The organism is Streptomyces sp. NPDC029292 (genome assembly GCF_055569295.1).
In genome coordinates this window covers 38,234-63,336 of sequence record NZ_JBVHXR010000023.1, presented here as the reverse complement: position 1 = coordinate 63,336, position 25,103 = coordinate 38,234, and the positions used below count along the sequence as shown (strand labels likewise).

At 68.6% G+C, this 25,103-nt stretch carries 25 protein-coding genes, 1 other RNA gene and 1 pseudogene; 12 read left to right on the top strand and 15 right to left on the bottom strand.

Annotated features, from left to right (window positions below):
* Nucleotides 1–18 precede the first annotated feature (18 nt).
* Complete coding sequence (locus tag ACZ4WS_RS38430; protein WP_467987656.1) at nucleotides 19–702, bottom strand: HAD family hydrolase; 684 nt, start codon at nucleotides 700–702, stop codon at nucleotides 19–21.
* A 75-nt stretch (nucleotides 703–777) separates the two neighbouring features.
* A complete protein-coding gene (locus ACZ4WS_RS38425; RefSeq protein WP_467987655.1) occupies nucleotides 778–1,257 on the bottom strand; it encodes an ATP-binding protein in 480 nt (159 codons plus the stop codon).
* 275 nt (nucleotides 1,258–1,532) lie between these two features.
* On the opposite strand from ACZ4WS_RS38425, the gene ACZ4WS_RS38420 reads away from it, so the two are divergent.
* The 7 genes from ACZ4WS_RS38420 (at nucleotide 1,533) to ACZ4WS_RS38390 (ending at nucleotide 10,124) form a co-directional block, all read left to right on the top strand.
* A complete protein-coding gene (locus ACZ4WS_RS38420) occupies nucleotides 1,533–2,918 on the top strand; it encodes a Tat pathway signal protein (protein ID WP_467987654.1) in 1,386 nt (461 codons plus the stop codon).
* A gap of 75 nt (nucleotides 2,919–2,993) precedes the next feature.
* Nucleotides 2,994–3,479 carry a TrmO family methyltransferase domain-containing protein gene (locus ACZ4WS_RS38415; protein WP_467987653.1) on the top strand — a complete coding sequence of 162 codons (486 nt, stop codon included), beginning with the start codon at nucleotides 2,994–2,996 and terminating at the stop codon, nucleotides 3,477–3,479.
* Between the two features lie 464 nt (nucleotides 3,480–3,943).
* Nucleotides 3,944–4,846 (top strand): helix-turn-helix domain-containing protein, encoded by a 903-nt coding sequence (locus ACZ4WS_RS38410; RefSeq protein ID WP_467987652.1) that lies wholly within the window; start codon nucleotides 3,944–3,946, stop codon nucleotides 4,844–4,846.
* Nucleotides 4,847–4,858: 12 nt separating this feature from the next.
* A complete protein-coding gene (locus ACZ4WS_RS38405; protein ID WP_467987651.1) occupies nucleotides 4,859–5,056 on the top strand; it encodes a DUF397 domain-containing protein in 198 nt (65 codons plus the stop codon).
* A gap of 309 nt (nucleotides 5,057–5,365) precedes the next feature.
* Nucleotides 5,366–6,742 (top strand): helix-turn-helix domain-containing protein, encoded by a 1,377-nt coding sequence (locus ACZ4WS_RS38400; RefSeq protein WP_467987650.1) that lies wholly within the window; start codon nucleotides 5,366–5,368, stop codon nucleotides 6,740–6,742.
* Nucleotides 6,739–7,623, top strand: coding sequence for an aminoglycoside phosphotransferase family protein (locus ACZ4WS_RS38395; RefSeq protein WP_467987649.1), 885 nt, complete (start codon nucleotides 6,739–6,741; stop codon nucleotides 7,621–7,623). The genes ACZ4WS_RS38400 and ACZ4WS_RS38395 overlap by 4 nt, the downstream gene beginning before the upstream one ends.
* A gap of 1,208 nt (nucleotides 7,624–8,831) precedes the next feature.
* The gene (locus ACZ4WS_RS38390) at nucleotides 8,832–10,124 is read left to right on the top strand and encodes a tyrosine-type recombinase/integrase (protein ID WP_467987648.1); all 1,293 of its coding nucleotides are present in this window, start codon (nucleotides 8,832–8,834) and stop codon (nucleotides 10,122–10,124) included.
* A gap of 229 nt (nucleotides 10,125–10,353) precedes the next feature.
* On the opposite strand, the gene rnpB is transcribed toward ACZ4WS_RS38390, so the two are convergent.
* The 6 genes and pseudogenes from rnpB to ACZ4WS_RS38360 all read right to left on the bottom strand — a co-directional run bounded on the left by rnpB (nucleotide 10,354) and on the right by ACZ4WS_RS38360 (nucleotide 14,987).
* An RNA gene (rnpB, locus tag ACZ4WS_RS38385) (RNase P RNA component class A) lies at nucleotides 10,354–10,767 on the bottom strand.
* 112 nt (nucleotides 10,768–10,879) lie between these two features.
* Nucleotides 10,880–11,596: pseudogene (locus tag ACZ4WS_RS38380) on the bottom strand (DMT family transporter); the annotation flags it as partial.
* 112 nt (nucleotides 11,597–11,708) lie between these two features.
* Nucleotides 11,709–12,533 carry an AraC family ligand binding domain-containing protein gene (locus tag ACZ4WS_RS38375; RefSeq protein ID WP_467987647.1) on the bottom strand — a complete coding sequence of 275 codons (825 nt, stop codon included), beginning with the start codon at nucleotides 12,531–12,533 and terminating at the stop codon, nucleotides 11,709–11,711.
* A gap of 19 nt (nucleotides 12,534–12,552) precedes the next feature.
* On the bottom strand, nucleotides 12,553–12,696 hold the full coding sequence (locus tag ACZ4WS_RS38370) for a TetR-like C-terminal domain-containing protein (RefSeq protein WP_467987645.1): 144 nt from the start codon (nucleotides 12,694–12,696) through the stop codon (nucleotides 12,553–12,555).
* A 150-nt stretch (nucleotides 12,697–12,846) separates the two neighbouring features.
* Nucleotides 12,847–13,425, bottom strand: coding sequence for a Uma2 family endonuclease (locus ACZ4WS_RS38365; RefSeq protein ID WP_467987644.1), 579 nt, complete (start codon nucleotides 13,423–13,425; stop codon nucleotides 12,847–12,849).
* Nucleotides 13,426–13,553: 128 nt separating this feature from the next.
* On the bottom strand, nucleotides 13,554–14,987 hold the full coding sequence (locus ACZ4WS_RS38360) for an RNB domain-containing ribonuclease (protein WP_467987642.1): 1,434 nt from the start codon (nucleotides 14,985–14,987) through the stop codon (nucleotides 13,554–13,556).
* A gap of 158 nt (nucleotides 14,988–15,145) precedes the next feature.
* On the opposite strand from ACZ4WS_RS38360, the gene yaaA reads away from it, so the two are divergent.
* On the top strand, nucleotides 15,146–15,946 hold the full coding sequence (yaaA, locus tag ACZ4WS_RS38355; protein ID WP_467987641.1) for a peroxide stress protein YaaA: 801 nt from the start codon (nucleotides 15,146–15,148) through the stop codon (nucleotides 15,944–15,946).
* A gap of 74 nt (nucleotides 15,947–16,020) precedes the next feature.
* Nucleotides 16,021–16,671, top strand: a complete 651-nt coding sequence (gene eda, locus ACZ4WS_RS38350) for a bifunctional 4-hydroxy-2-oxoglutarate aldolase/2-dehydro-3-deoxy-phosphogluconate aldolase (RefSeq protein WP_467987640.1) — start codon at nucleotides 16,021–16,023, stop codon at nucleotides 16,669–16,671.
* Here the strand turns inward: eda and ACZ4WS_RS38345 are convergent.
* Nucleotides 16,655–17,050, bottom strand: a complete 396-nt coding sequence (locus tag ACZ4WS_RS38345) for a zinc-binding dehydrogenase (protein ID WP_467987638.1) — start codon at nucleotides 17,048–17,050, stop codon at nucleotides 16,655–16,657. The two genes, eda and ACZ4WS_RS38345, sit on opposite strands and share 17 nt — an antisense overlap.
* Nucleotides 17,047–17,268, bottom strand: a complete 222-nt coding sequence (locus ACZ4WS_RS38340) for a hypothetical protein (RefSeq protein WP_467987637.1) — start codon at nucleotides 17,266–17,268, stop codon at nucleotides 17,047–17,049. Before ACZ4WS_RS38340 ends, ACZ4WS_RS38345 begins: the two co-directional genes overlap by 4 nt.
* Nucleotides 17,269–17,367: 99 nt before the next feature.
* Between ACZ4WS_RS38340 and ACZ4WS_RS38335 the strand changes: the two genes are divergently transcribed.
* Nucleotides 17,368–18,216: a helix-turn-helix domain-containing protein gene (locus ACZ4WS_RS38335; RefSeq protein WP_467987636.1), complete on the top strand. Its 849-nt coding sequence runs from the start codon at nucleotides 17,368–17,370 to the stop codon at nucleotides 18,214–18,216.
* Here the strand turns inward: ACZ4WS_RS38335 and ACZ4WS_RS38330 are convergent.
* Genes ACZ4WS_RS38330 through ACZ4WS_RS38320 form a run of 3 tightly spaced genes read right to left on the bottom strand, consistent with a single transcriptional unit; the run spans nucleotide 18,204 to nucleotide 21,195 of the window.
* On the bottom strand, nucleotides 18,204–19,583 hold the full coding sequence (locus tag ACZ4WS_RS38330; protein ID WP_467987635.1) for a bifunctional RNase H/acid phosphatase: 1,380 nt from the start codon (nucleotides 19,581–19,583) through the stop codon (nucleotides 18,204–18,206). The two genes, ACZ4WS_RS38335 and ACZ4WS_RS38330, sit on opposite strands and share 13 nt — an antisense overlap.
* Before the next feature lie 20 nt (nucleotides 19,584–19,603).
* Nucleotides 19,604–20,347: a zinc ribbon domain-containing protein gene (locus ACZ4WS_RS38325; protein ID WP_467987786.1), complete on the bottom strand. Its 744-nt coding sequence runs from the start codon at nucleotides 20,345–20,347 to the stop codon at nucleotides 19,604–19,606.
* On the bottom strand, nucleotides 20,344–21,195 hold the full coding sequence (locus ACZ4WS_RS38320) for a Nif3-like dinuclear metal center hexameric protein (protein ID WP_467987633.1): 852 nt from the start codon (nucleotides 21,193–21,195) through the stop codon (nucleotides 20,344–20,346). Before ACZ4WS_RS38320 ends, ACZ4WS_RS38325 begins: the two co-directional genes overlap by 4 nt.
* A gap of 244 nt (nucleotides 21,196–21,439) precedes the next feature.
* On the opposite strand from ACZ4WS_RS38320, the gene ACZ4WS_RS38315 reads away from it, so the two are divergent.
* Nucleotides 21,440–22,645 (top strand): hypothetical protein, encoded by a 1,206-nt coding sequence (locus tag ACZ4WS_RS38315; protein WP_467987632.1) that lies wholly within the window; start codon nucleotides 21,440–21,442, stop codon nucleotides 22,643–22,645.
* Nucleotides 22,646–22,690: 45 nt separating this feature from the next.
* The gene (locus ACZ4WS_RS38310; protein ID WP_467987631.1) at nucleotides 22,691–22,855 is read left to right on the top strand and encodes a hypothetical protein; all 165 of its coding nucleotides are present in this window, start codon (nucleotides 22,691–22,693) and stop codon (nucleotides 22,853–22,855) included.
* A 136-nt stretch (nucleotides 22,856–22,991) separates the two neighbouring features.
* On the opposite strand, the gene ACZ4WS_RS38305 is transcribed toward ACZ4WS_RS38310, so the two are convergent.
* Both ACZ4WS_RS38305 and ACZ4WS_RS38300 read right to left on the bottom strand, forming a co-directional pair.
* Nucleotides 22,992–23,930, bottom strand: a complete 939-nt coding sequence (locus tag ACZ4WS_RS38305; RefSeq protein WP_467987630.1) for a 3-oxoacyl-ACP reductase — start codon at nucleotides 23,928–23,930, stop codon at nucleotides 22,992–22,994.
* 63 nt (nucleotides 23,931–23,993) lie between these two features.
* Entirely contained in the window at nucleotides 23,994–25,070 is a 1,077-nt protein-coding gene (locus ACZ4WS_RS38300; RefSeq protein WP_467987629.1) for a Zn-dependent alcohol dehydrogenase, read from the bottom strand.
* Between the last annotated feature and the right edge of the window lie 33 nt (nucleotides 25,071–25,103).

Here is a 25,103-nt window from a genome sequence, read left to right as displayed (position 1 = left end):
CGCTGTGTCCAACCGCCTTCACAACAGCCCCCCTTCGACGAACGGGCCCTGGGGGGCACCGACGCCGAGGAGGTACAACAGCTGCCCGGGCGTATCGGCGACGGTGGGGCACGGCCCACTCGGACGGCCGTATCCCCAACCCGCATGGACATAGGAAACGCCGGCGCGGCGCGCTGCCTCCTGGTCGACCGCCATGTCGCCCACGTAGGTCGCCTCGGCCGGATCGACGCCGAGGTCGATCAGGGCAAGCAGGATGGGGTCCGGAGCAGGCTTACCCCGCCCGTGTCCGTCGGGCCCGCGGACTGTGACGAACGGGCAGCCGAGCCGCGCAAGAAGGGGGGTCGCCCGGGCTAGCGGCTTTGACGTCACAACGCCGAGGGACCAGCCATCAGCGGCGACCGCGAGAAGGACGTCTGTGATGCCCTCGAACTCTTGGGCCAGATGGGACGCAGCCGCAGACGCCTCGGTGTACGTCCGGTGAACTTCCTCTGCGTTGGCCAGGCCGAGGCGCCCCATGATGTCGTCGAAGGGGCGGCCGAGGTGCTCTTCGTACGCCTCGAAGGGAACGTCCACGCCGTGGACTTCTTGGACTGCACGCCACGCGATCTCCATCACAGGACGTGTGTCCACGAGAACACCGTCCAGATCGAAGAGGAGGCCACGCGGTGCCTCTAAGCCGCGGCCGTGCTTGCTCCCTGTCACACAGGGCGAAGCAGCGGGAGGTGCTTTGGGAGCCATAGCAAGGATCTCCAAATAGGGGCGAGAAGGATGGCGGGATCAGGAAGCGACGCTCGGTTCCGGACGACTGAGGAAGGCGAGCACCCGCTTGCCGGTTCCGTCCTCGGTAGGACGAGTGGTCCAGCTGTCGGCCATCGCCGATACGAGGCAAAGGCCGCGCCCGCTGGTGCCGTACTGCTCGGGAACGCGTCGGACGGGGGCGTACGGAGAGTTGTCCTCAACTTCGATGGCCACGACATCGGCTTGGACCGCGAGGGTGAGCGTGATCTCCTCGTCCCGAGTGCCCTGTGAGCCGGATGAAGCGTCTTCAACGCGTCGGCCATGGAGCTCGGCGTTGGTGGTGAGTTCGCTGACGATCAGCACGGCTTGATCCATGAGGTCTTCCAGCCCCCAAGCCGTGAGTACGTCGCGGGTGAAGGAACGGGCAGCGCTGGGGGCACGATCGTTGGCGGCCATCGTCAGGCTCTTCTGCTGTTCTGGGGCGTCGTTGCAGCCGTCCACAGTGTTGGGCTCGTTCATGCCTGCCTCCCGGCTGCGTGCGCCCGAGACGGCGACGGCCTCCGGCCCCAAGCCACTCCCAAGGCATCGATGCCAGCGGTCGCAGCGGCGGGAAGGCTCCTGGCGTCGGCACCAGACGTCTGACTGGTCTTCACCGGATTTCCTCCCGGGCAAAGGCAGTTGGTGGTTTCGTTGACCTTGAGCGAACCTCGAATGACGACGGGTTGGTATCCCCGGCCAGTCCGCGATGCCGTCAAACCCGTCAAAGATCGTTCTCTTGTGAACGGGGACGCCGGATGGCACATAGGAACGAACAACTGGCCGCTGTGATCGCGGAGACTGGCTGGTCGCAGCCCAAAGTCGCCGCGGCGGTGGTCAGGGTGGCTGCCGAGGTCGGTGCCGATGAACTGCTGACCACAAGCCGTTCGCACATCGCGATGTGGATCTCTGGCACCCGTCCCAGCGGCAGGGCACCCCGTATCTTGTGTGAGACGTTGTCTCGACGGCTGCAGCGCCCGGTCACTCTGGCGGAAATCGGGTTTCCGGCATCGCCCAGCGACCCCGACCCAGCATCCGAGTGGCGCGTCGATACGCTGACCGCGCTGGTGGATCTGGGGAGAAGCGACGTGGACTTGGAACGCCGCCAACTGCTGGCCGGCGCCGCCTACTCGGTAGGCGGCCTGGTGCTGCCCGGACAACAGTGGTGGGACGAAGCTCCGGAAAGAGCTAGGTCGCGCCCGGCTGCCACGTCCCGTCGCATCGGCATCAGCGAGGTTGCCGCGGTCCGAGAGATGACCGAGTTCTTCTCCAAACGGGACCAGCGGCACGGCGGGATGGATGGTCGCACAGCCCTCCGCCAGTACATCCTCGATGACGTCGCCCGATACGTCGGCGGTGTCTTCACCAGCGACGAAACGCGCAGACACCTTCTTGCCGCCGCCTCCGAAGCCGTCTACGTGGCCGGCTGGATGAGCTTCGATGCTTCGGAGCACGAGGCAGCACGTCGTTACCTCACCCTGGCGCTGAAGCTCGCCGCAGAAGCTGACGAAGCACCATTGGCCGGTCACATCCTTCGGGCCATGGCCCATCAGGCGATCGATTTGGGGCACCCTGGGGCCGGGGTGCGGCTTGCGACCGCATCCGTCGACCGGAAGCGGTACACCCTGGCGACACCACGTGAGCGCGCGCTGCTCGGCGTTGTCCGCGCACGCAGCCTTGCCATGGACGGACAGAGGCGCGAGGCGATAGCCGCGCTTCTCCGCGCTGAGGACGATCTCGCTGCCGCCGGACCCGGCGACGACGATCCGCATCGGGTGTGGTTCTTCCAGCAAGCTTCCCTGGCCCACGAGACGGCGCGCACTCTGTGGACCCTCGGTGACCTCGGAGGGGCTCTTCGCGAGTTCCGCAACAGCGTGCTGACCAGGAAAGCGGAGACTTTCAGCCGGACGCATGCGGTCACCTTGGGCTACATGGGCGCGGTACAGGCACACCAAGGCAACGTTGAGGCCGCCTGCCACACCTGGGCCCAAGCCCTGGACGCCATGGAAGGAGTCCAGTCGGGGAGGGCACGTGAGGCCGTCGTGAACATGCGCAGGGTGCTCTCCCCCTTCCGGAACCGAGGGATCACAGCAGCCGGAGAGATCGACGAGCGGGCTAAGGCCGTACTCGAACGAGTAGCCTGACGGCGCCGTCGTGGCGAGGACGACCACGAGCAAGCCGTGCGTCCCGCCCTGCTCACAGCGGAGAAGGGGAAAGCCGTGTCCACAAAGTCCATCGAAGTGCCTGTCATCGCAACCGTGGTTGGAGGGCACAAGGGGCGGCTCGACGACTTCAAGAGCGGCGTGGAATCGATCATCCGGCTGCATCCGGAGTTTCCGGTGGAGACGCTGCAGGGGATCGATGAGTTCTCGCACATCCAAGTCACTTGGTTTTTCAACTTCGGGTCTCCCGACGACGTCGCACTGCACGCTCGCAGCCCTCGCGACAATCCGGCCTGGCCAGCGACGGGGACCTTCGTGCACCACAACCACCGACGGCCAGCTCGACTCGCCACATCGTTCCCACGGCTGCTTCGTGTCGAAGGGCACGACGTGCATGTCACCGACCTCGATGCGGATGACGGCACGCTTGTGGTCGACGTGGTAGCGGTGTTCAAGGAGATGCTCCCCCGCGGCCCCGTTACGCAGCCGTCTTGGCCGAGCGAGATGCTGCAGGACTACTGGCGAGACGCTTCCGAACGCTAACTCGGCAGGGTGGATGGCGCCGAGGTCAATCCAGCCCCTTTCAACTCCATCGCGCCTCAAGGGCCCGTCGGTCGCGCACTGAACCTGTCCGATTTGGGGGCGACAGGCAGGCAGCGTTCGCACGGTCACCCGGTCATCAACCTCGTCGACCATCCCCGCGTGACAGGCAAGGGACTCAGCACGTTGGAGTTGAGTCGAAGGGATCATGGCGGCTGTCCTCGCGGTGGGGGTGGACACACTCGGATCGAGATCGCTCGCCGTTCCCGAGGAACTACTAATGGAACGGCTGAGGTGGAGTATGTAGCGCGTACCGCTCCTCATGTAACGCTCATGGCGGAAGTGTCCGCATGAGCGATCCGCGGTTTGCCAGGTCCGTAACGCCATGACTGTTCCGCCGTGTAACTTCCTTGTGGCTACTACGAGCCGAACCTGACACTGGAAGCACGATGTCCTGAGGGGGCCGCATGACCGACGAGCCGCACGGCTCCACGGGAGCCGTCGAGCCGACTCAAGGTCCCGGCCCGACGACCCGCCGCCGCCAGTTGGCGTTCCGATTGCTGGAGCTGCGCAAATCCAAGGGCCTCAGCGCCGAGGAGGCCGGCGAGCGTGCCGGCGTCTCCAAGGCCACAGTGAGCCGGTACGAGACCAGCAAGGGAAACGTTCGCTGGAACCAAGTTGACCAGCTCTGCAGGGTGTACCAGGCCTCCGACGAAGAACGTGACGCCCTCGTCGAACTGGCCAAGACGTCCAAGGCCACAAACGGGTGGTGGGTCCCGGACGCAGGTTCCGTGCCCAGCAAATTGGGCATGCTGATCGCCCTGGAGAACGAGGCCGACAGCCTCCGTCAGTTCGCTTCAAGCGTTGTCCCTGGACTCCTGCAGACCAGTAGTTACGCTCGGTCAATCAAGGGCACACCGGGTTACGAACTGCCGCCGGAGCAAGTCAAATCCTTCCTGGATACACGCATGCGACGACAGCAGCTGCTCGATCAGCCTAGGCGCCCTCGGTATCACGTCCTCCTCGACGAATCCGTCCTCCGTCGCCGCGTCGGAGGACCCGACGTCATGGCCGAGCAACTGGATCACCTACTCGAACGCGGCTCGGCACCGGGCACCACTGTGCAGGTCCTGCCGTTCGACCGAGGCGCATATTCCGCGGCTCTGACCGGCTTCATCATTCTCGGGGCTTCCGACCCCGCCTTCGACGTCATCTACGCAGAGAACACTTCAGGTTCGCTGTACCTGGAACAGGACGAGGAGCGTCGGCTGTACTCGGCAGCGTTCGACTACCTGCACGCCGAAGCCCTCTCGATAGAGTCCTCGGCGGAGCTGATCGCCGAGGCCCGCAAGAAGCACCTGCGCGCCTAACGAGGAAGACAAGTGATCGAACAGCCCAACTGGTTCAAAAGCAGCTACAGCGGCCAACCGTCAACAGACTGCGTAGAGGCCGCCTTCCTTGCTGCCACGCGGGTGAAGGTACGCGATTCGAAGGACCCGGACGGTCCTCACCACACCTTCGAAGGCGATGCCTGGATGTCGTTCATCAGCGCGATGAAGCAAGGGAAGATCGACTCCTAGCGAAGCCGTCTTGAACAAGCCTCGGCCCGGCGCTTCTCGGCAGCCGGGCCGAAGCGCGTTCAAGACGGCAGGCCCACCACCAGCCCCTTCAGGTTGCGACCCGCACCACGGCCGCATCTTCCGGGCTTTACCCGACGTACCGTCAAATTAGCTCAGTGCACGCCGAGATGAACTGCGGGGAGTGTTGACTGGCCTTGTTCACGCCGGTTCGCTGCTCTCCCGAGGAGTCCAACCACTCCCCGGAGATGCTGATGCGGACAGTGGACGTGCACGGCAAACTGTCCGCATCAGACTGTCGAGGGGGACGTCATGCCACAGAAGCCCAGGCCTCTCGATGACTCGCAGTCCATGGCGCATTGGTTCGGGGTGGAACTACGAACTTGGCGTGAGCTGCGAGGCCTCTCGACCACCGCCCTCGGGGCACTGGTGCACCTCAGCGGATCCTCAATCCAAAGGATCGAGAAGGCAGAGCGGCCATGCAACGCCGACCTGGCGGCTTCTCTGGACGATGCACTTGACGCAAGGGGGGCGCTGCGACGGCTCTGGCGTCGCGTCGAAGCTGATGCGGACAGCCAAGGCCGTGATGCGGACAAGTCCCAGTCCGAACCTTTGGTACAGGCCTCGAACCTGGCCGCACTGGGCACGCTAGGGGGAGGGACACGTGCTGAAGTCGATGGGAGTGACGTGGAACGTCGGTCGTTCCTCGCTGGTGGTGCCGCCGTACTGAGCCCGATGGGATTGGGAGCGCTTGGCAGTGCTGCACTGCCAAAGGTCATCCACAAAGACGACATTGAGCAGGTGTGGATGGCGTCGACCCTTCTTGCTCAGTGGGATAATCAGTATGGAGGTGCAGGTCTGGTCCGTAGTGCGTCGATCGGCTTGTACCGCTGGGCCACGTCTCTGCTTGACGTGCGATGCCCCGGTCGCCTGGAGCCCGAGCTGTTTACTGCGGTCGGCCGCCTCGCCATCGTGATGGGAGCGAGCGCATTTGATGCGTACGAGCATGACGACGCGCGGTTTTACCTGAGCGCAGGAGTCAAGTGCGCTGAACAGGCCGGAAATTGGCACCTCAGGGCGTCAGCAATGAACTGGCTGGCCCGTCAGGCGATCTGGGTCGGAGAACCAGACGACGGATTGACTCACGCAGAGAACGGCCTTGTGCGCTCCGATCGCCTGACGCCAAAGGAGCAGGCGATGTTGCATAACGCTCGCGCCCGCGCCTACGCCAAAATGCGGGACATCGACGAAGCAGTTCGAGCTATTGGCCGTTCGGACGAGATCTTCTCTCACGCCACGGAGGGCGAAGATGTCTCGTGGATGAGCTACTACGACCGCGCACAGCATCACGGCGACACAGGCCACGCGCTCTTCGACCTAACGCTGCTCGCCGGCCACTCTCCAGCTGCGGCAGCCGAACGTCTGGAGATCGCGATCGAGGAGCACGGAGACGGATACGTGCGATCCCGTGCGCTCTCCGGGACGAAGCTCGCTTCACTCCGAATGGCCACCGGCGACCCCCAGGAAGCTGTGACAGTTGGTCACCGCGCCCTCGACGAGGTTGGACGCCTTCGCTCTCAGCGCGCCGTTGACGACGTACAAGAGTTGCGACGCATCGCAGCTTCACGCAGCCGTAACGCCGGAGTCGCTGATCTGCGCGAACGCATCCGCACTACTGTTCAGGCATGACGTCTCCCCGCATCCACGAGTCGTTCGATGTTCTGCAGAAGATCGTGCAGGCGGTCGGCCTCAGTACGGACGGTGCGCAGCCCATACGCCTGGCCGAGAACGACCTATGGCGTCTTCCTGGGCAAGTCGTCGTGCGCATCGCCCGTAGGGGACAATCTGCCGCTGCGGCCCGCGAAGTACAGGTCACGCGATGGCTTGCGCAGAACAGCGTGCCAGCCGTACGGCCACTGGACATGGACCAGCCTGTATCCGTCGACGGGCGCGCAGCGACATTCTGGGAAGAACTACCGCCACACCATGCAGGAGACGAGTCGGACCTTGCCCCACTCCTACGCCGGCTGCATGAGTTGCCATCCCCAGCCTTCGCTCTGGGAGAGATAGCCCCCTTCGTGCGGATCGCGGACCGCATCAAGGCCACCCAATCTGTCAGTCGAAAAGATCAAGCGTGGCTCCTTCGACGACTAGAGGAGCTCCAGGCAGCATGGACCGACCTACCTCAGGGCCTACGGCCGTGCGTAGTTCATGGAGACGCTTGGGGCGGCAACACGGCGGTTACCTCTAACGGGGTATTTCTGATGGACTTTGAGCGCACAGCGGTGGGGCCCCCAGAGTGGGATCTGACCTCTACCGCCGTGGCTGCGGATACGTTCGGCAAGATCTCTCGATCCGAGTACGCGAAGTTCTGCGAAGCCTACGGACATGACGTCATGGACTGGGCCGGCTATCCGATAATGCGCGATATTAGAGAACTTCGGCTTACATCGTTCGCATTGCAGACAGCCGACGATGATCCCGTGATGCTGGAGCAAGCGAGATATCGAGTCTCATGCGTTCGTGGGCTTGCGGGTCCGCGGCCGTGGCACTGGAAGGCCGTAGCGTAGACGCAACTCTAGATGCGACATCTCGATCTGCACGTTGTCAAGCAGTCCGCATTGCAGCGCACTCTCTCCGTAGTGGCTCTAAGCTGTCAACGGCTGACACTAAACAGGACAGCGCCGTTTATCTTGCCACTGCATCGGGAGACTCTTCATGACGCCAGCCTCCTTTAAGACATCAGTACTCTGCCTCGCTAGTGCGTATGGCGACATCTTGGCCATGGCCCTTTCCCCTGGAAGCGATAACCAGGAAAGAGCTCTCTCATTCCTTGGCCTCGACGACGGAGCAGCGCGCAATTACGAAGAAGCCGTGCGCAAACTGCGTGTCGCACACGACGCTTGCCAGGCCGCCGGCCAACTCACTGGCCAAGCCGCAGCCCTAGAACTCTTGGGCAGCGCTGCCGAAGAGCAGGGGGACACCGAACTGGCCGGGCAGCGCTACAAGGAGTCCCTCTTCATCTACTTGGCCGTCGGCTCAGCAAGAGGTCCCGCCGTCAGGGACCGACTAGCGTCTCTGGGCTCGCCTCAGTAGGTCCGCAGTCCTCCTCATGCCCTTGGGAGCGACCCACAGAGGCCGCATCTCACGTTTTCTATCTACAGGTGTTTAAGACATCATTGGGCATAACATGCCATAGCACCCACTTCACACCTGTCGCATCCGGAGAGGTTGGGCTACCGTCACGTCGGTACATAAACACCTGTAGATGGATGGCTCTGGCGCGGTCGCATCGCGAGCTCTGCGTCCAGCCCAATCCACCACGGGTGAGGAGACGTGGCTACAGGAGGCTGGATCTTGCCGGATGCCAGGTTCAGAAGCAGGAGGGGTTCGGCTTCGAGTTCACCCGAAATTGCAGACTCGGGCGCCTCGATGAGCAAATCAAATAGGACATCCAAAACCACTCCATCGGATTCCGCCGATCGCTATATGATGCCCCGTGAGGTGGAACACCGACTTGGCATTTCACCTTCAACGCGGCGCCGGTGGACCAATCGAGGTCTTCTGCGCGCCTATCCTCTTGGCCCGTATTATCGACCCGGCCCAGGAGACAACCGGGAAGGAAATAGGAATGGCAGCCGGGTGCGCTACAGCGAGAAGCAGGTCAACGACCTTTTCGAGCGCATCAAGAGGGGCGAGCTCGCTCACTCTCCCAAACCGCCGGACTCCTAGGTGCTACGGGCTGAGAAAGGTTGACATTCTTCCATGGAAGGGGCACATGGCCGAGTCCGATGCACCGTTCGATCGGTGGCACAAGAGATACCCGAAACAGGGCGACGCGCCTTGCAAGTGCGGCACGAAGAGGAAACCGCTCTACCCGTCTTCTGACCACGGCCGCGGCCAGCAATGGCAAGCCCGCTACACGGACCCTAACGGGAAGCCGCGGCGGCCGGCCTTCGACACCTGGCAGGAGGCCCGGGACCACCTGGACGAGGTCCGAGTCGACATGCGTAACGGCACCTGGGTCGATCCTGACATCGGGAACGAGAAGGTCGAGGTCTTGGCGAACCAGTTCATCGCCGGAAGAAAAAAGCGGAACAAGAACGAGAACACAACTGGCACCTACGAGAGCCACCTCCGTACCCACATCATCCCGTTCGCGGGAAACCGGATAGCCAAGACGCTCAAGCGCCGGGATACGACGGCTCTCGTGGATCATCTGATCGACAAGCCCGGAATCGAGTCGTCCTACTACGTCGTCCAGATCTTCAAGACGTGGCGCATCCTGGTCAACTACATGGTTGATGCGGATGTCCCGCTCCCGGCAAATATCGTGTCCCGGATCGACCTGCCAGAGGTCGAGGACCGTGTCGAGGTGGTCCTCTCCCCCGAGCAGGTGGCGGACTTGGCGCGGGCCATGAGGGAAGTCCAGCCGCGGTACGAGATCCTGGTGTGGATCGCAGCGTGCGCAGGCCTGCGTGAGGGCGAGGCCTTCGGCCTCACGGAAAGCAGCGTTGCCTGGGACCAGGACCTCCTCTACGTCGAGGAGCAGCGGCAAAAGGGTAAGAAGGCGAAGCTGAAGACCAAGGCGAGCTATGCCACGCTGCCGGTCGACCACTTCCTCATGCAGCGCCTCGCTTACCATCTGGCGCATTTCAAGGGGCCTGCGCCGGTGTCCAAGGCGGCACAGCAGAAGCGCCGCCAGCGGGGCTATGTGCCGCCGCCCGACGAGGGACTGATCGTCACGACCGTACAGGGCCGGCCGCTGACACGGAGTCACTTCAACGACGTGTGGCGGAAGGCAGTGGAACTGGCCGGGCTTCCGAAAGGCACCCGGTTTCACGACCTCAAGCACTTCTACACGTCCCGGCTGGGCGCGGACAAGGACGACAGGCACGATCCGAAGACCGTGCAGGCGCTCTCCCGGCACGCCGAGTTCTCCGAGACGTGGGACACCTACGCGCATCCGCCGGTGGCCGTGCAGGGCGTGAAGGTAAGGACGTTCAGCCGTCTCTTCAGCCCGGCGCAGGCCGGCCCGACGGAGCCTGCCGACACCGAGCAGGCGGCGTAGCAGTGCTGGCAGACCTGGCCCGGGTGGCCGGGTGAACCGGTGGCTTGGGGACTTGACCCCAGTGGCCCCTGGTGTGCAAGACTCATTGACGCAACGAGGCTAACCATCGCGGCGTGAAGGGTGAGTTGGACCCGTGGAACGGCCAACCCGCCTGATTCGACCCCGATTCGACCCCGGAGGCGCAGGGAGGAGCGGACACCCGCTCTGACCAGGGCCGGAGGGGTGCGACAGGACGAGCCGGGCTGTACGCCGGGTTCTGTTCCGAGGGGTCCTCGCGGGCCCCTCGGCGACGGCCATCCATCTAGGACCGGCGTTGCCGCCGGCCTCGTGCGGTCTACCCGCGGACTCGGGCGGGCAGCCCTCGAACGTCCGCGCAGAGCCGCCTTCTCTTCCGAAAAAGCGGCCCCTCTTGACCTTGCTCCAGGTGGGGTTTACCTAGCCGCCTGAGTCACCTCAGGCGCTGGTGGTCTCTTACACCACCGTTTCACCCTTACCGAGAACCGGAGCTCTCGGCGGTCTGTTTTCTGTGGCACTGTCCCGCGGGTCACCCCGGGTGGCCGTTAGCCACCACCTTGCCCTGTGGAGCCCGGACGTTCCTCGGGGAGGTCCACAAGAACCTCCACGCGGCCGTCCGCCCGGCTCGTCTGCCGTGTCGACCATGGTACCGGGCGTGCGGCGCGCCTCGGTCCAGCGGTGGCGAGCACCGAGCCCGCCAGGATCAGGGCGAAGGCGGCGAGGATGCCGGGCGTCAGGCGTTCGTCCAAGAAGACGGCTCCCGCCGCCACCGCGACGGCCGGGTTCACATACGTGATGACCGTCGCCCGCGTCGGGCCCGCCTCCTTGATCAGCTCCAGGAAGGCCACGAAGGCGACGGCGGTGCAGATGACGCCGAGGCCGGCGAGGGAGGCCAGGACCTGCGGGGACGGGGTCGTGGCGGGCCAGGTCGCGGCCGCCGCGGGGGCGTAGACCAGCGCCGCCAGGGTGAGGCAGGGGGCCGTGAGGTGGAGCGACGGTACGTCCTTGAGGTGGCGGGCGGCTATCACGGGGGCGGTCGCGTAGCCGACGACCGTCAGCAGTACCTCGGCGAGTGAGCGGGCGTCACCGCCGGTCAGGTGCGGGACGGTGAGGACGGCGACGCCGGACAGGCCGAGGGCCAGGCCAGTGACGCGGCGGGCGCCGAGCCGTTCCGTGTCGCCGAAGAAGCGGGCCGCGGCCACGCCGACGATCGGTACGCCCGCGATCAGCAGGCCCGCGGTGGAGCTGGAGAGGTGCCGTTCGGCGTCCGTCAGGGTCCACCAGGGGACCATGATCTCGATGCACGCGAAGGCCAGCATGGGGCGCCAGTGGGCCCGTACGGTCCGGGCGAGGCCCCCTTGGCGCAGCGCGAAGGGGAGTAGCAGCGCGGCGCCCACCGCACAGCGCGTGAACACCACCATGGACGGGGAGACGCCGTCCACCGCCACCTTGATCATCAGGTAAGGGATGCCCCAAACCACTCCCATCAGGGAGAACAGAAACCAGCCGCGTGCAGTCATGCGGGCAGTGTCGGACGGGTCGGAGTGCGCTGTCTTGAACGCTGTTGCGCTACGCCGCCGGGGACACGCTCGCGCGATACGCCGCCGGGGTCACCCCCAGCACCCGCCGGAACCAGCGGGTGAGGTGTGCCTGGTCGGCGAAGCCCACGAGCGACGCCACCTCCGCCGGTCGCAGCCCGGACTCCAGCAGCCCCCGGGCCCGGTTCACCCGGTGCTGGGCCAGCCAGGCGTACGGCGGTATCCCCATCGTCGTACGGAAGGCGCGCAGGAGTTGGTAGCGGGACAGGCCCAGGTCGGTGGCAAGGGAGGCGAGTGAGGGGGGTGCCTGGAGTTCGTCGGCGAGGCGGTCGCGTACGGCGTGGGCTATGTGGGCCGCTCCCGGGACCGTGTCGCACACCGGGCGGGCTGTGGAGTGGCGGTGGGCCAGGGCCGTGAGCAGCCACGGGAGGCGGGACTCGGCCTCCAACGGGTCGGGGCAGGTGCTCAGTTCGGTGTGCGCGGCGCGGAGGGCGGCGGCCAGTTCGGGGTCGTCGAGGACGGGTTCGCGGAAGTGCGGGAGGCCGCCCAGGGTGCCTTCGGCGAGCAGGGACGGCTCCGCGTACAGGGCCCGGTAGGCGTAGCCGTCGCAGGCGGCCGGGCCGCCGGTGTGCATCTCGCCGGGTGCCAGGACGACGATCGAACCGGGGCCCGTACGGATCTGGCCGCCGCGGTAGTCGATGATCTCGGAGCCGCCCACGCACACGCCAATGGTGAACTCCTCGTGGGCGTGCGGGGCGTAGCGGTGCTGGTCGAAGCGGGCGGTCAGCAGGTCGAGCGGGGGCCCGCACCGGCCGAGGTGTGCCCTGGTCCAGCGGGCCTGTTCCCGTGTGCTCATCCCGCGCCCCCCTTCGGTCCTAGGGGTGCAACGCCTGGATGCCCCTCTTCCATGCCGCGGCCAGATCGGCGTCGCCCGGAAACCGTCCGTGGATTTCCAGGATGACCATGCCGTGGGCGAAGGCCCAGGTCGAGCGAGCCAGGTCCAGGTCTCCCCCGCACACCCGCAGCAGCGGGGCGGCGGCCCGGTCCTCCAGGCCCGGCGGCAGGGACGCGCTCGTCGAGGCCCTGGGGCGATGGTTCGGGGAGCCGGCCGGCGCTTGACCCGGCCGCGGCCGGGGTTCGGCACCGGCCGGGTAGGTGAGCGAGGGCGTTCAGAGGAAGTCTGTCGTGTCCAGGTCGAAGGCGAACGGCTCCGGGAGGGCGAGTGACTTGCCGAAGGGGAGCGTGCAGAGCTGCCGGTAGTCGTCCTTCTCGGGGTCACTGAAAAGCGTCAGTGAGCAGGCGTCGCGGTCGATGAGCAGGTAGAGCTGGATGCCGCCGCGCGCGTAGCAGCGGCGCTTGACCTCGCGGTCGGCCGCTGGCTTGGTGGACGTGACTTCGACGACCATGGCGACGCCCTCGCATGGCATCCAGGCATCGGCGCCCCGGAAAAGGCGCAGGTCCGTGGGTGCGAAGGTCGCGTCCGGGATCGCGTGGTTCTTCGGGCAGGCACCCCCGCTCTTCAGCTTCAGTCCCTTGTTCCCGGAGACGTCCATGTCCGTCCGGGACCGCCTGATCACCTGCTTCACGATCAGATTGATGTGGTCCTCGTGGTCCCCGTCCGGCGGCGGCGTCACGACGATCTCCCCCTCGATCAGTTCCGCCCGGAAACCCTCCGGGGTGTCCAGGGCGAGAAAGCCCTCCAGCAGGACCTCCGCCTGCGTGAGCGGCTCGTGTGCCATGGCGGTCATGTCACGCCCCTCCTTCGGTCGATCGCCAGACTGGGACATCGGGGGATCACCCGTCCATGAGATCGGGAACTGTTCCCTCGATCGTGGCACACGATCAAGGGCGCCGTCAGGGTTGCCCGGCCGGGCACTCACGCGGGCGCGAACTGCACCTTCGCCGTCCCCGGATCCGCCTGGGTCAGCCGCACCCGCAACCGCTCCCCCAGCGGCAGCGCGGCCGTGCCGCCCGCGATCCGCGCGAAGACCGCGGGGGACTCCAACTGCACGGTCCCGACGGTGGGTTCATGCTCCTGTACGTCCACCACGCAGCCTTCGAAGATGTCGCCGACCCTGTCCTTGAGCAGCGCGGCCTCCACGATGTCGACGCACTCGCGCTCGACGGTGCCCGCGCGCCGGGCGCCCTCGGCCATCTGTCTGGGGAGGTCGTCGAGGGCCGCGAGGACCCACTCGGGGGGCGGCTGGTCCGCGGCGGCCGCGAGGCAGAGCTCCGAGGCGTAACGGTCGGCGAGGCGGCGCAGGGGGGCCGTGCAGTGGGCGTACGGCGCGGCCACGGCGGCGTGGGAGGTGACCGCCGGGAGGACGCCGTCCCGGAACACCGTGTAGCCCGCGCCGCGCAGCAGCGTCGTGCACTCCTGGAGGAAGGCCGCGTGGTGCGGCCAGTGCGGGTCGAGGGCGCGGATGAGCTCTGCGTACGAGACATGGTGCGGCCAGTCGATGCGGAGGGCCTTGGCCGTCCGGCGGAGGCGGCCGACCGCGCCGTCGGGGGCGGCGGGCAGCGTGCGCAGCACCCCCGTGCCGTGCGCGAGCATCAGCTCGGCCGCCGTCATCCCGGTGAGCAGGGAGAGCTGCGCGTTCCAGCCCTCGACGGGGAGCGGGGCGCGGTAGACGAGTTCGTACATCCCGTCCTCGTCGAGGATCTCCTGCTCGGGGACGTTCAGCGAGATGCCGCCGCGCTCGACCTCCAGTCGTTCACGGGCCTCCCCGATCTCCTTGAGGAGGGCCAGCGGCTCCTCCGCAGTCCCCGCCCCGATCCGCTTCTGCACATGCGTGTAGTCGAGCTTGGCGCGGCTGCGTACGAGGGCACGGCGTACGTCGGTGGCCTCCGTACGGCCGTCCGTGTCGAGGTCGATCGTCCACAGCACGGCCGGGCAGGTCTGGTCCGGGAGCAGGCTGGCGACGCCTTCGGAGAGCTGGGTCGGGTGCAGCGGGACCTTCTCGTCCGGGAAGTAGAGGGTCGTGACGCGGCGGTGGACCTCGGCGTCCAGGGCGCCGCCGGGTGCGACGAAGGCGGCGACGTCGGCGATGGCGTACCGGACGCGGTAGCCGCCCTTCTCGCGGCGCGCGAGGTGCATCGCCTGGTCAAGGTCGGTGGAGGTCGGGGGGTCGATGGTGAAGAGGGGGATGTCCGTCGCGTCGTAGTCGGGCAGACGGGGTGGCCGCGCGGCCTCGGTGAGGACGTCGGGCGGGAAGCTCTCGGACACACCCAGCTCGGTCCGCAGTGCGCGGAGGGCGGCTCGCAGGGGAGCCTCCGGTGCACCGGTGACGCGTATGTGGCGGCGAGGCATACGGCGAGCGTAGGACGCGCTCCTTCACCTGGCACCCCGAGTTCGCCCGGCACTTCGCTTCGCCCGCCGGCCCGAGTTCGCCCGGCACCCCGAATTCGCCCGGCACCCCGAGCGCTTAGGCTGGCGCCGGGCCACACCACCGTTAGGAGAACCACACCGTGCTCGTGCTGCTGCCGCCCTCCGAAGGCAAGGCGCCCTCCGGCCGGGGAACCGCGCTGAAACTGGAGTCGCTGTCCCTGCCGGGGCTCACGGAGGCACGCCAGGCGGTCCTCGACGAGCTGGTCGAGCTGTGCGCCGGTGACCAGGAGAAGGCGCGTGAGGTGCTCGGGCTGAGCGAGGGCCTGCGCGGCGAGGTCGCCAAGAACACGGAGCTGCGGACCGCGGGCGCGCGCCCGGCCGGGGAGATCTACACCGGGGTGCTGTACGACGCCCTGGACCTGGCCTCGCTGGACGCGGCGGCCAAGCGCCGCGCGGGCCGCTCGCTGCTGGTCTTCTCCGGCCTGTGGGGCGCGGTCCGGGTGACCGACCGGATCCCGTCGTACCGCTGCTCGATGGGCGTGAAGCTGCCGGGCGCCGGGGCGCTGGGCGCGTACTGGCGTACGCCGATGGCCGCCGCGCTCCCCGAGGCGGCCGGGGACGGGCTCGTGCTGGACCTGCGGTCCTCGGCGTACGCGACCGCGTGGAAGCCGAAGGGCGAGGTCGCCGGGCGGACGGCGACGGTGCGCGTGCTGCACGCGCAGATGGTGAACGGGGTCGAGAAGCGGTCCGTCGTCAGCCACTTCAACAAGGCGACGAAGGGGAAGATCGTGCGCAGCCTGCTCAGCGCGGGCGCGGCGCCGAAGGACCCGGCGGAGCTGGTGGAGGCGCTGCGGGACCTCGGGTACGTGGTGGAGGCGGAGGCTCCGGCCAAGGCGGGCAAGCCGTGGGCGCTGGACGTGGTGGTGTCGGAGATCCACTGAGCAGCCACAGGTGATGCGTTGCAGCATGCGCAACGACCTTTGCGCATGCTGCACACCCCGGGCAGGATGAGGGCATGACTTCGCCGCTGCCCTCGTCCCCGCCTGCCTCCGTACTGAACCTCGCCCCCGTGGTCCCCGTCGTCGTGGTCACGGACGCCGCCGACGCCGTGCCCCTGGCGCGGGCGCTGGTCGCGGGCGGGCTGCCCGCGATCGAGGTGACACTGCGGACGCCGGCCGCGCTGGACGCGATCCGGGCGATCGCCGCGGCGGTGCCGGACGCGGTGGTCGGCGCGGGCACGGTCCTGTCGCCGGAGCAGGTGGCGGACTCGGTGGCGGCGGGCGCCCGCTTCCTGGTCAGCCCCGGCTGGACGGACGGACTGCTCGATGCCATGGAGGCGTCCGGGGTGCCGTTCCTGCCGGGGGTGTCGACCACCTCGGAGGTCGTGGCGCTGCTGGAGCGCGGGGTGCGCGAGATGAAGTTCTTCCCGGCGCAGGCGGCGGGCGGTACGGCGTATCTCAAGTCACTGGCGGGGCCGCTGCCGCTGGCGCGGTTCTGCCCGACGGGCGGCATCGGACCCGGCTCCGCGCCGGAGTATCTGGCGCTCCCCAACGTCGACTGTGTGGGCGGGACTTGGATGCTTCCCGACGACGCGCTCGCGGCCAAGGACTGGGGACGGGTCGAGAGCCTGGCGCGCGAGGCGGCCGCGCTCAGGCCACGCGGATGACGACCTTGCCGAAGGCCACGCCGCTCTCGTAGTGGCGGAAGGCCTCGTGCACCTCGTCGAAACCGAAGACGCGGTCGATGACCGGACGCGTCCCGTGCAGCGCCAACGCCTCCGGGTGTCTGGGGGTGTCCCCCAGAAAACGCAGCATGGACTCGAAGTGGGCTCGGCTGCCGACGAACACCCGGCGGATGGTCGCCAGACTCGCCGCGTACGCCGCGTTGGAGATCTCGATGCCCGGCCTGCGCGGGTTGCCGGTGATCAGCAGCACGATCTGGCCGTAGAGCGCGGCGGCGCGCATCGACTGCTCGATGGTGTCGGGTCCGTTGGTCTCGACGACGAGGTCGGCGCCACGGCCGCCGGTCAACTCCCTGACCGTCAACCCCCATTCGGGGTTCTCGGCGTAGTTGACGACATGGTCGGCGCCGAGTGCACGGCCTTCAGCGGGTACGTCCCCTTCATGATCAGCAGATCGCGCTTGTTGAGGGAGACGGCGCGGACGCGCACGAGGATCTCGCGGGGGCGGGGTTCGGGGCGGACCGCGTCGCGCTGGACGATGCCGTCGATACGGCCGAGCGTTTCGAGGTGGTACGCGCGCATGTCCGCTCCCTGAGGTGTGGTGATCAGTGACGGGTTCCATGCTGGTCGCGCCGCACGCGCACCTCAATTCCCGGCCGGGTATGACGTACAACTGACCCCATGACCACCAGCACCCCGACCGAACCCCCTCCCTTCGCTCGGGAGCTGTTGCGCTGGCGCACCGCTCGCCGGGTCAGTCAGCTGGAGCTCGCCTCGCGGGCGGGGACCACCCAGCGGTACGTCAGCTTCATCGAGCGCGGACGTTCGGTGCCCGGCCGGGAGATCGTGATCAGGCTCGCCGAGTCGCTCGGCCTGACGCTGCGGGAGCGCAACTCGCTTCTCCTTGCCGCCGGTTACGCGCCCGCGTTCGCCGAGTCGCCGCTCGACGCGGTCGCGCTGAAGCCCGTACGGGAGGCGCTGGACAGCATTCTCGAAGGGCACCTTCCGTATCCGGCGGTGGTGGCGGGGCCGCGGGGTGAACTCGTTGCGGCCAACGAGGCGTTCGACGTGCTCACGGAAGGGGCCGCCGCCGAACTGCTCGCACCGCCCGTCAACGTGCTGCGGCTCGCGCTGCATCCGCGCGGGATGGGGGCGCGGGTGGTGAACCTGGACGCGTGGGGGCAGCACATCGTGGAGAACCTGCGGGCCCGTGCCGTACGCAGCCCCGATCCGCTCCTCGACGCGCTGGTCGAGGAGTTGACGGGGTACGTACCGCCGAGCGCGCCCGGCGCGGACTATCTCGGCTTCGCCGTGCCGCTGCGACTGCGGTGCGCGGAGGGCGAGTTGAGGCTGCTCACCACGCTGACGTCATTCGCCACGGCGGTGGACGTCACGCTCGCCGAGCTCCACCTGGAGGCGTTCCTCCCGGCGGACCGGGAGGCCGCCGAGATTCTCCGCAAGCGTGCGGCCGAGCGGTCCGAGCTGTCCGAGCAGTCCGAGCAGTCCGAGCAGCAGTCTCAGCGCAGGTGAGAGGTGTCGTTGAACAACCGGACACTCGCGTTGCCGTCCGCGTAGTACGCCACCGCGGAGAGCGAGGCCGCGGACAGCTCCATGCGGAACAGGGACTCCGGTGGGGCGCCGAGAGCGAGCCGTACGAGGGTCTTGATCGGGGTGACGTGGGTGACGAGCAGGACGGTGCGGCCCGCGTACGAGGCGATCAGCTTGTCGCGGGTGGTGGCCATACGGCGGGCGGTCGCCGCGAAGCTCTCGCCACCGCCGGTCGGTTCGGCCTTCGGTGAGGCGAGCCAGGCGTTCAGGTCGTCGGGGTAGCGCTCTTGCACCTCGCCGAACGTCAGCCCCTCCCAGGCGCCGAAGTCCGTCTCCCGCAGGCCGTCCTCGATGACCACGTCGAGGCCCAGACGGGCGGCTACGGCTCCTGCGGTTTCCCTTGTTCGGGTGAGGGGTGAGGCCACGATCGCCTGGATGGTGCCGCGGGCGGCGAGTGCGGCCGCGGCTCGCTCGGCCTGCTCTCGGCCCACGTCCGACAGTGCCGGATCGGTGCCGCCGCTGCCCGAGAAGCGTTTCTGGGGAGTCAGGGGGGTCTCGCCGTGGCGCAGGAGTACGAAGGTGGCGGGGGCGCCCATGTCGGGGGCTGCGCCCCAGCCGACGGTCGGTGCCGTGGCGGCCACGTTCTGTGCGGCCCGTACATCTGCCTTCGCGGCTTCGCCGCCGGGCTCGTAGGGGGGTGCGCTGGAAGTCGTCGGGGTGCGGGCCGTCTGTGGCTGGTCGCGCCCACGCGGCGGAGCCGCAGATGTCACAGCCCCGCGCCCCTTAAGGGGCACTGCCGAACCCGGTGCCTTCAGGGCAGCGCGGGCCTTTGCCGCGCCCGCGGCCGCGTCCCCGGGCGGGCCCGACGGCTCGAGCACCGCGGACCGTGCCGCCCGCGCGTCCAGTTCCGCCGTCGACGCCGACGGCGACCACTGCTCGCCCCGCTTCCCCGCGTCCATCGCCTCGTTGGCCAGCCGGTCCGCGTGCTTGTTCTGCTCGCGCGGGATCCACTCGTACGTGACCTGGGAGGGCGGGACGATCCGGGCCGCCTCCGCAGCGAGGGGCTTCATGTCGGGGTGCTTGATCTTCCAGCGGCCGGACATCTGCTCGACGACGAGCTTGGAGTCCATGCGGACCCGGACGCGCGCGGTCGGGTCCAGTTCGCGGGCCGCTGTCAGGCCTGCCACCAGACCCCGGTACTCCGCGACGTTGTTGGTGGCGATGCCGATGTACTCGGCGCGCTCCACCAGCGTCTCCCCGGTGGCCGCGTCGATGACCACGGAGCCGTAGCCCGCGGGCCCCGGGTTGCCCCGGGAACCGCCGTCGGCCTCGACGATGAACTCCCGCACGCGACAGGCCCCTTACAGACTTACAGACCGGACTCGGACGTGCGCACCAGGATGCGACGGCAGTTCTCGCAGCGCAGCACGGTGTCCGGGGAGGCCGCCTTCACGTCGTTGACCTCGGTGATGTTGAGCTCCAGGCGGCAGCCCTCGCAGCGGCGCTGGTAGAGCCGGGCGGCGCCGACGCCACCCTGCTGCTCGCGCAGCTTGTCGTAGAGCTTCAGCAGGTCGGCGGGGATGGTGCCCGCGATGACCTCGCGCTCCTTGGTCGCCGTGGCGGCCTCGCCGTCGAGCTGCTCGAAGGCGGCGCCGCGGCGCGCGGTGGCGTCGTCGATCTTCGACTGGACGGAGGAGACGCGCTCGGTCAGCTCGGCGACGCGCTCCTGCGCGGACTCACGGCGCTCCATGACCTCCAGGACGACGTCCTCCAGGTCGCCCTGGCGCTTGGCGAGCGAGGTGATCTCGCGCTGGAGGTTCTCCAGGTCCTTGGGGGACGACACGGCACCCGAGTCGAGGCGCTTCTGGTCGCGGGCGGCGCGCTGGCGCACCTGGTCGACGTCCTGCTCCGCCTTGGTCTGCTCGCGGGCGCAGTCGCTCTCCTCGGTCGTCGCGGCGACGAGCAGGTCGCGCAGCTGCGTGAGGTCCTTGTTCAGCGACTCGATCTCGGCGTGCTCGGGCAGCGACTTCCGCCTGTGCGCGAGCTGCTGCAGGCGGGCGTCGAGGGCCTGGACGTCGAGAAGTCGGATCTGGTCGGCGGGCGCGGCGTTCAGTTGGGGGCTCCTGATGTGTCGGTATTCGAGGCCGCGTGGGCGGTCCAGGGGTCGGTGACCGTCTTGGAGACGTGGACCCTGAGGTCCCATCCGTTCCGGTCGGAGATCTCGTCGAGCTGGGCGGCGGCCAGCTCGCACCAGGGCCACTCGGTGGCCCAGTGCGCCGCGTCGAGCAGCGCGAGAGGAGTGGTGGCGCGGGCCTCGGAGACCGGGTGGTGGCGCAGGTCCGCGGTGAGGTAGGCGTCCACGCCGGCGGCGCGCACCTCGTCGAAGAGGCTGTCGCCGGAGCCGCCGCTGACGGCGACGGTCCGTACGAGCGTCTCGGGGTCGCCCGCGACGCGGATGCCCTGCGCGGTGGCGGGCAGCCGCTCGGCGGCGCGCGCGGCGAGTTCGCGGACGGTCAGCGGGTGGTCCAGCTCACAGACGCGGCCGAGGCCGCGCCGGCCGTCGGCGTCGGTCGGGTCCGGCACGAGGGGCCGTACGACGCGGAGGTCCAGCGCGCCCGCGAGGGCGTCCGAGACACCCGGGTCGGCCCGGTCGGCGTTGGTGTGCGCGACGTGCAGCGCGATGTCGTTCTTGATCAGCGTGTGCACGACGCGGCCCTTGAAGGTGGTGGCCGCCACCGTGGTCGTACCGCGCAGATAGAGCGGGTGGTGGGTGACCAGCAGGTCGGCGCCCAGCTTCACGGCCTCGTCGACGATCTCCTGGACGGGATCGACGGCGAACAGTACGCGCGTGACCTCCTGGCCGGGGTCGCCGCAGACAGTGCCGACCGCGTCCCATCCCTCGGCCCTCTCGGGGGGCCAGAGGGCGTCGAGCGCGGCGATGACTTCAGACAGACGGGGCACGGGGAAAAGGCTACCTGCCTTATGTCCGTGCCCGACCGGTCGCGGTGACTCGACCAGCGCCCCGGCGGCGGCCGGGCCCCTGGTCACCCGGGCCGCACCTCTGTCTCCCGTCCTCGTTCTGCACATCCGCCCCCGTTTCCTCAGGCGAATCGGGACTTGGCCACCCTTATGTGTGAAGCCGCCGCCCGGCGGTCCCACGTCTGTGCGTACGAAAACTACCTTCGTCGCCGGAGGTGACCGAACGATGACAGTCTGTGCCATCGAGTCCGAGTCCACGCCGGACCACGAGAACGAGTGGGTCGCCCCACCTGCCTGCGTGATCACCGCCGACGGCACCTACGCGGCACGCCTCGCCCTCGACGGCGAGTCCTGGTACCCGGAGCGCTGGACGCTGGACGGCCACGAGCCGTACGCCGTACCGCTGCCCACCCATCAGCCCGAGGAGCCCGGAACGGAGGTGCTGCCGCTGACCGACGGGCGGGTGCTGATCCACCGCGAGACGGACGGGCGGCACACGTTCTCGCTGCTGTACCCGACCGGGCCCGGCACCGGCGAGCTGCCGCTCGGTGCGGTGGAGTGTCCCGACGAGGGCACCCGGCTGCGGCTGCTGCCGCCCGCGCCGGGCGGGGAACGCGCGTACGCCCTCGCCGTCGGCCGGGGCTCCACGGCGGTGTGGCTGGTGGCGGGCGGCGCCTTCGGCCCCGAACATCTGGCCCAGGTGCCGGGCCACTGCTCGGGCGGGGTGTGGCTGGACGGCACGGAACGGCTGCTCGCGCTGGACCGTTTCCAGGACGGCCGGACCAAGACGGTCGTCGTCGACCTGGAGCGCGGCGGCGAGGTGTCGCCGCTCCTCCAGATCGCCGAGGCCAGCAACGACCGGCTGCTCCTCGCGGACCCCGACAGCGGACTCCTCCTCATCCGCTCGGACGCCCCGTCCCCGGGCCACGACCGCCTCGGCTGGGGCGTCCTCGGCAGCACCCTGCCGGTCCGCTTCCCGGAGTGCCTGCGGGCCACCGACTGCGCGGTGACGCCGTTCGCGATCCAGCCGGGGCAGGTACTGATGCCGGAGAGCTGCGCGGTCGCCCTGCGCGTCGACGGCCCGGCGGGCACCTGGCTGACCCTGTGGCGCCCCACCGAACGCCAGGTCCACCATCTCCCGGCCCCCGAGGGCTGGTTGGCGGGGACGGGCCTGTGGACCAGAGAGGGGGTGCTCCAACTGCCGTACGCGACGGGTGCGGTGCCGTGCGGGGTGGCGCGGGTGGGGATGGGGGCAGCCGAGGGGGTGGGGGAGCCGGCTCCCCCGGAGCGGGAGGCGGCCCGTCCCGTGCCACTCCAGCAGGCACTTTTGAACGGATGGGTAACGCCACCGGCCCGTCCGGCGTTTGCGTACCGGGCCGTCAAGGCCGAACCCCTGCCACCCGCCGACACTCCGGCCATGACCCCCGGTTAGAATCCCCCGGCTACAAGAAGGATCTTGTCAACGGGGTGAACACAGATGAGGGACACCAGCACCATGGATTGGCCGACCACTGACGTCCAGGAGACCGCGGCCCAGGCCGAGGGCCACGGCAAGCACCGCGGCCCGGTCTCCGGCCAGGACGACGAGGCGACCCCGCAGGGCCGCCACCGCAAGCCGTCCGGCCAGGGCAACGCGGCCTGACACAGGTCGAAGTGGCAACACGGCCCCGCTCGCCTCAAGGCGAGCGGGGCCGTTCTGTGCGGGGCTCCAGGGCCCCACGGACGACTGCTCAGCCCGGAGGGCCGACCGCCCCTGCCACCCACTCGTGCCCCGCCGCCTACTCGTGCTTGAGCCCGAGCACCTCCACCGCCGCGAACGTCTCGCCCTTCGGGCGGTCCGCGTAGTGCGGGGTGAGCAGCGCGTCCAGCTCGTCGTAGGTGAAGACGTCCTGCTTGGTGTCGAACTTGGCGGCCACACGCGGGCGTTCGACGATCGCGACCATGCCGCCGTGTACGACGAGGAGCTGGCCGTTGACGTGCGCGGCGGCCGGTGAGGCCACGTAGCCGACGAGCGGGGCGACATGCTCGGGGGCAAGGGGATCGAGTCCCTGGTCGGGTACCTCGAACCCGCCGAACACGTCCTCCGTCATACGGGTCCGGGCGCGCGGGCAGATCACGTTCGCCGTGACGCCGTACTTCGCGAGCGCCAGCGCCGTGGAGGTGGTCAGCCCGACTATTCCGCCTTTCGCGGCGGCATAGTTGGGCTGTCCGGCGGAGCCCGCGAGGAAGGCCTCGGAGGAGGTGTTCACGATCCGCCCGTACACGGGCCCGTCGACAGTCTTGGACCGCGCCCGCCAGTGCACGGCCGCGAAGTGGGTCGTGTTGAAGTGGCCCTTGAGGTGGACCTTGATGACCGAGTCCCACTCGTCCTCGGACATCGAGAAGACCATCCGGTCGCGCAGGATGCCCGCGTTGTTGACGAGGATGTCGAGCTTGCCGAACTCGGCGACCGCCAACTCGACCAACGCTCGGGCCTGTTCATGGTCGGCGACGTCCCCGGTGTGGGCGACGGCCCGGCCGCCCGCCGCGCGGATCTCGGCGGCGACCTCCTCGGCGGGCGTGGCCGACGCCTCGCCGGAGCCGTCCCGTCCGGGCTGCCCGAAGTCGTTGACGACGACGGCCGCGCCCAGCCGGGCGAGTTCCAGCGCCTCGGCCCGGCCGAGCCCGCGGCCCGCGCCGGTGACGATCGCGGACAGCCCTTCAAGTGGCAGTGACATCAAGGTCCCCTCGGGCAAGTGGCGGTGACATCAAGCTCCCTTCAGATCCAGGGAGTTGGCTGATCAGATCTCGATGCACGTACGCAGCGCGACACCCGTCCGCATCTGGTCGAGGGCCTCGTTGATCTCGGCCAGGGGCACCCGGTGGGTGATCAGGCCCTCCAGGTCGATGCGGCCCGCGCGCCACAGGGCGACGGTCCGCTCGTACGAACGCAGGACGTCGCCGCCGCCGTACATCGAGGGCAGGATCCGCTTCTCGTCGAAGAACAGCTCGAACATGTTGAGCTGGAGGAAGTCGTCCATGGCGCCCGCGCCGACGACGACGAGGGTGCCGCCGCGGCGGGTGTTCTCGTAGGCGGTGCGGGCGGTGGCGGAGCGGCCGACGACTTCGAAGACGTAGTCGAAGCCCTCGCCGCCGGTGATCTGCTGCTTGGCGCCCGGGAGTTCGTCCGGCGAGACGGCTTGGGTGGCGCCGAACCTGAGCGCGGCCTCGCGGCGGGAGGCCACCGGGTCGACGGCGACGATCTCGGCCGCGCCCTTGAGCCGTGCGCCCTGGATCGCGGAGATGCCGACGCCGCCGCAGCCGATGACGGCGACCGACGAACCGGCCTCCACATCGGCGGTGTTGAGCGCGGCGCCGAGTCCGGTGGTGACGCCGCAGCCGATGAGGGCCGCGATGTCGAAAGGCACGTCGTCGGGGATCGGCACCGCGCAGCCCGCGTCGACGACGACCTCCTCGGTGAAGGTGCCGGTGCCGGCGAAGCCGAAGAGATCGCCGTTGGGGCGCTTGAAGTTGGGCGTGCCCGCGTTCATGAAGCCGGCCAGACACAGTTCGGTCTGGCCGCGCTTGCAGGCGGGACAGACGCCGCAGGCCGGGAGCCAGCAGATCACGACCCGGTCGCCGGGCTTCAAGTGGCTTACTCCGTCCCCGACTTCGAGGATCTCACCCGCGCCCTCGTGTCCGGGGACGAACGGCGCGGGCTGCGGCAGCACGCCGCTCATCGCGGACAGGTCCGAGTGGCACAGCCCGGTGGCCCGCACCCGGATCCGCACCCTGCCGGGCCCGAAGCCCACCGCCTCGACGTCGTCGAGGACTTCGAGTTTGTCCTGGCCTATCTCGTGCTGTACGGCTGCGCGCATGGTGCGGCTCCCCTCAGGAAGAACGTCACGGTG

Excerpts from the sequence above, each read along its gene's own strand:
- ACZ4WS_RS38425 (WP_467987655.1), bottom strand. The coding sequence starts at position 1,257 with ATGAACGAGCCCAACACTGTGGACGGCTGCAACGACGCCCCAGAACAG.
- ACZ4WS_RS38420 (WP_467987654.1), top strand. The coding sequence starts at position 1,533 with ATGGCACATAGGAACGAACAACTGGCCGCTGTGATCGCGGAGACTGGC.
- ACZ4WS_RS38410 (WP_467987652.1), top strand. The coding sequence starts at position 3,944 with ATGACCGACGAGCCGCACGGCTCCACGGGAGCCGTCGAGCCGACTCAA.
- ACZ4WS_RS38400 (WP_467987650.1), top strand. The coding sequence starts at position 5,366 with ATGCCACAGAAGCCCAGGCCTCTCGATGACTCGCAGTCCATGGCGCAT.
- ACZ4WS_RS38395 (WP_467987649.1), top strand. The coding sequence starts at position 6,739 with ATGACGTCTCCCCGCATCCACGAGTCGTTCGATGTTCTGCAGAAGATC.
- ACZ4WS_RS38390 (WP_467987648.1), top strand. The coding sequence starts at position 8,832 with ATGGCCGAGTCCGATGCACCGTTCGATCGGTGGCACAAGAGATACCCG.
- ACZ4WS_RS38375 (WP_467987647.1), bottom strand. The coding sequence starts at position 12,533 with ATGAGCACACGGGAACAGGCCCGCTGGACCAGGGCACACCTCGGCCGG.
- ACZ4WS_RS38365 (WP_467987644.1), bottom strand. The coding sequence starts at position 13,425 with ATGACCGCCATGGCACACGAGCCGCTCACGCAGGCGGAGGTCCTGCTG.
- ACZ4WS_RS38360 (WP_467987642.1), bottom strand. The coding sequence starts at position 14,987 with ATGCCTCGCCGCCACATACGCGTCACCGGTGCACCGGAGGCTCCCCTG.
- eda (WP_467987640.1), top strand. The coding sequence starts at position 16,021 with ATGACTTCGCCGCTGCCCTCGTCCCCGCCTGCCTCCGTACTGAACCTC.
- ACZ4WS_RS38340 (WP_467987637.1), bottom strand. The coding sequence starts at position 17,268 with ATGCGCGCGTACCACCTCGAAACGCTCGGCCGTATCGACGGCATCGTC.
- ACZ4WS_RS38335 (WP_467987636.1), top strand. The coding sequence starts at position 17,368 with ATGACCACCAGCACCCCGACCGAACCCCCTCCCTTCGCTCGGGAGCTG.
- ACZ4WS_RS38315 (WP_467987632.1), top strand. The coding sequence starts at position 21,440 with ATGACAGTCTGTGCCATCGAGTCCGAGTCCACGCCGGACCACGAGAAC.
- ACZ4WS_RS38310 (WP_467987631.1), top strand. The coding sequence starts at position 22,691 with ATGAGGGACACCAGCACCATGGATTGGCCGACCACTGACGTCCAGGAG.
- ACZ4WS_RS38305 (WP_467987630.1), bottom strand. The coding sequence starts at position 23,930 with ATGTCACTGCCACTTGAAGGGCTGTCCGCGATCGTCACCGGCGCGGGC.
- ACZ4WS_RS38300 (WP_467987629.1), bottom strand. The coding sequence starts at position 25,070 with ATGCGCGCAGCCGTACAGCACGAGATAGGCCAGGACAAACTCGAAGTC.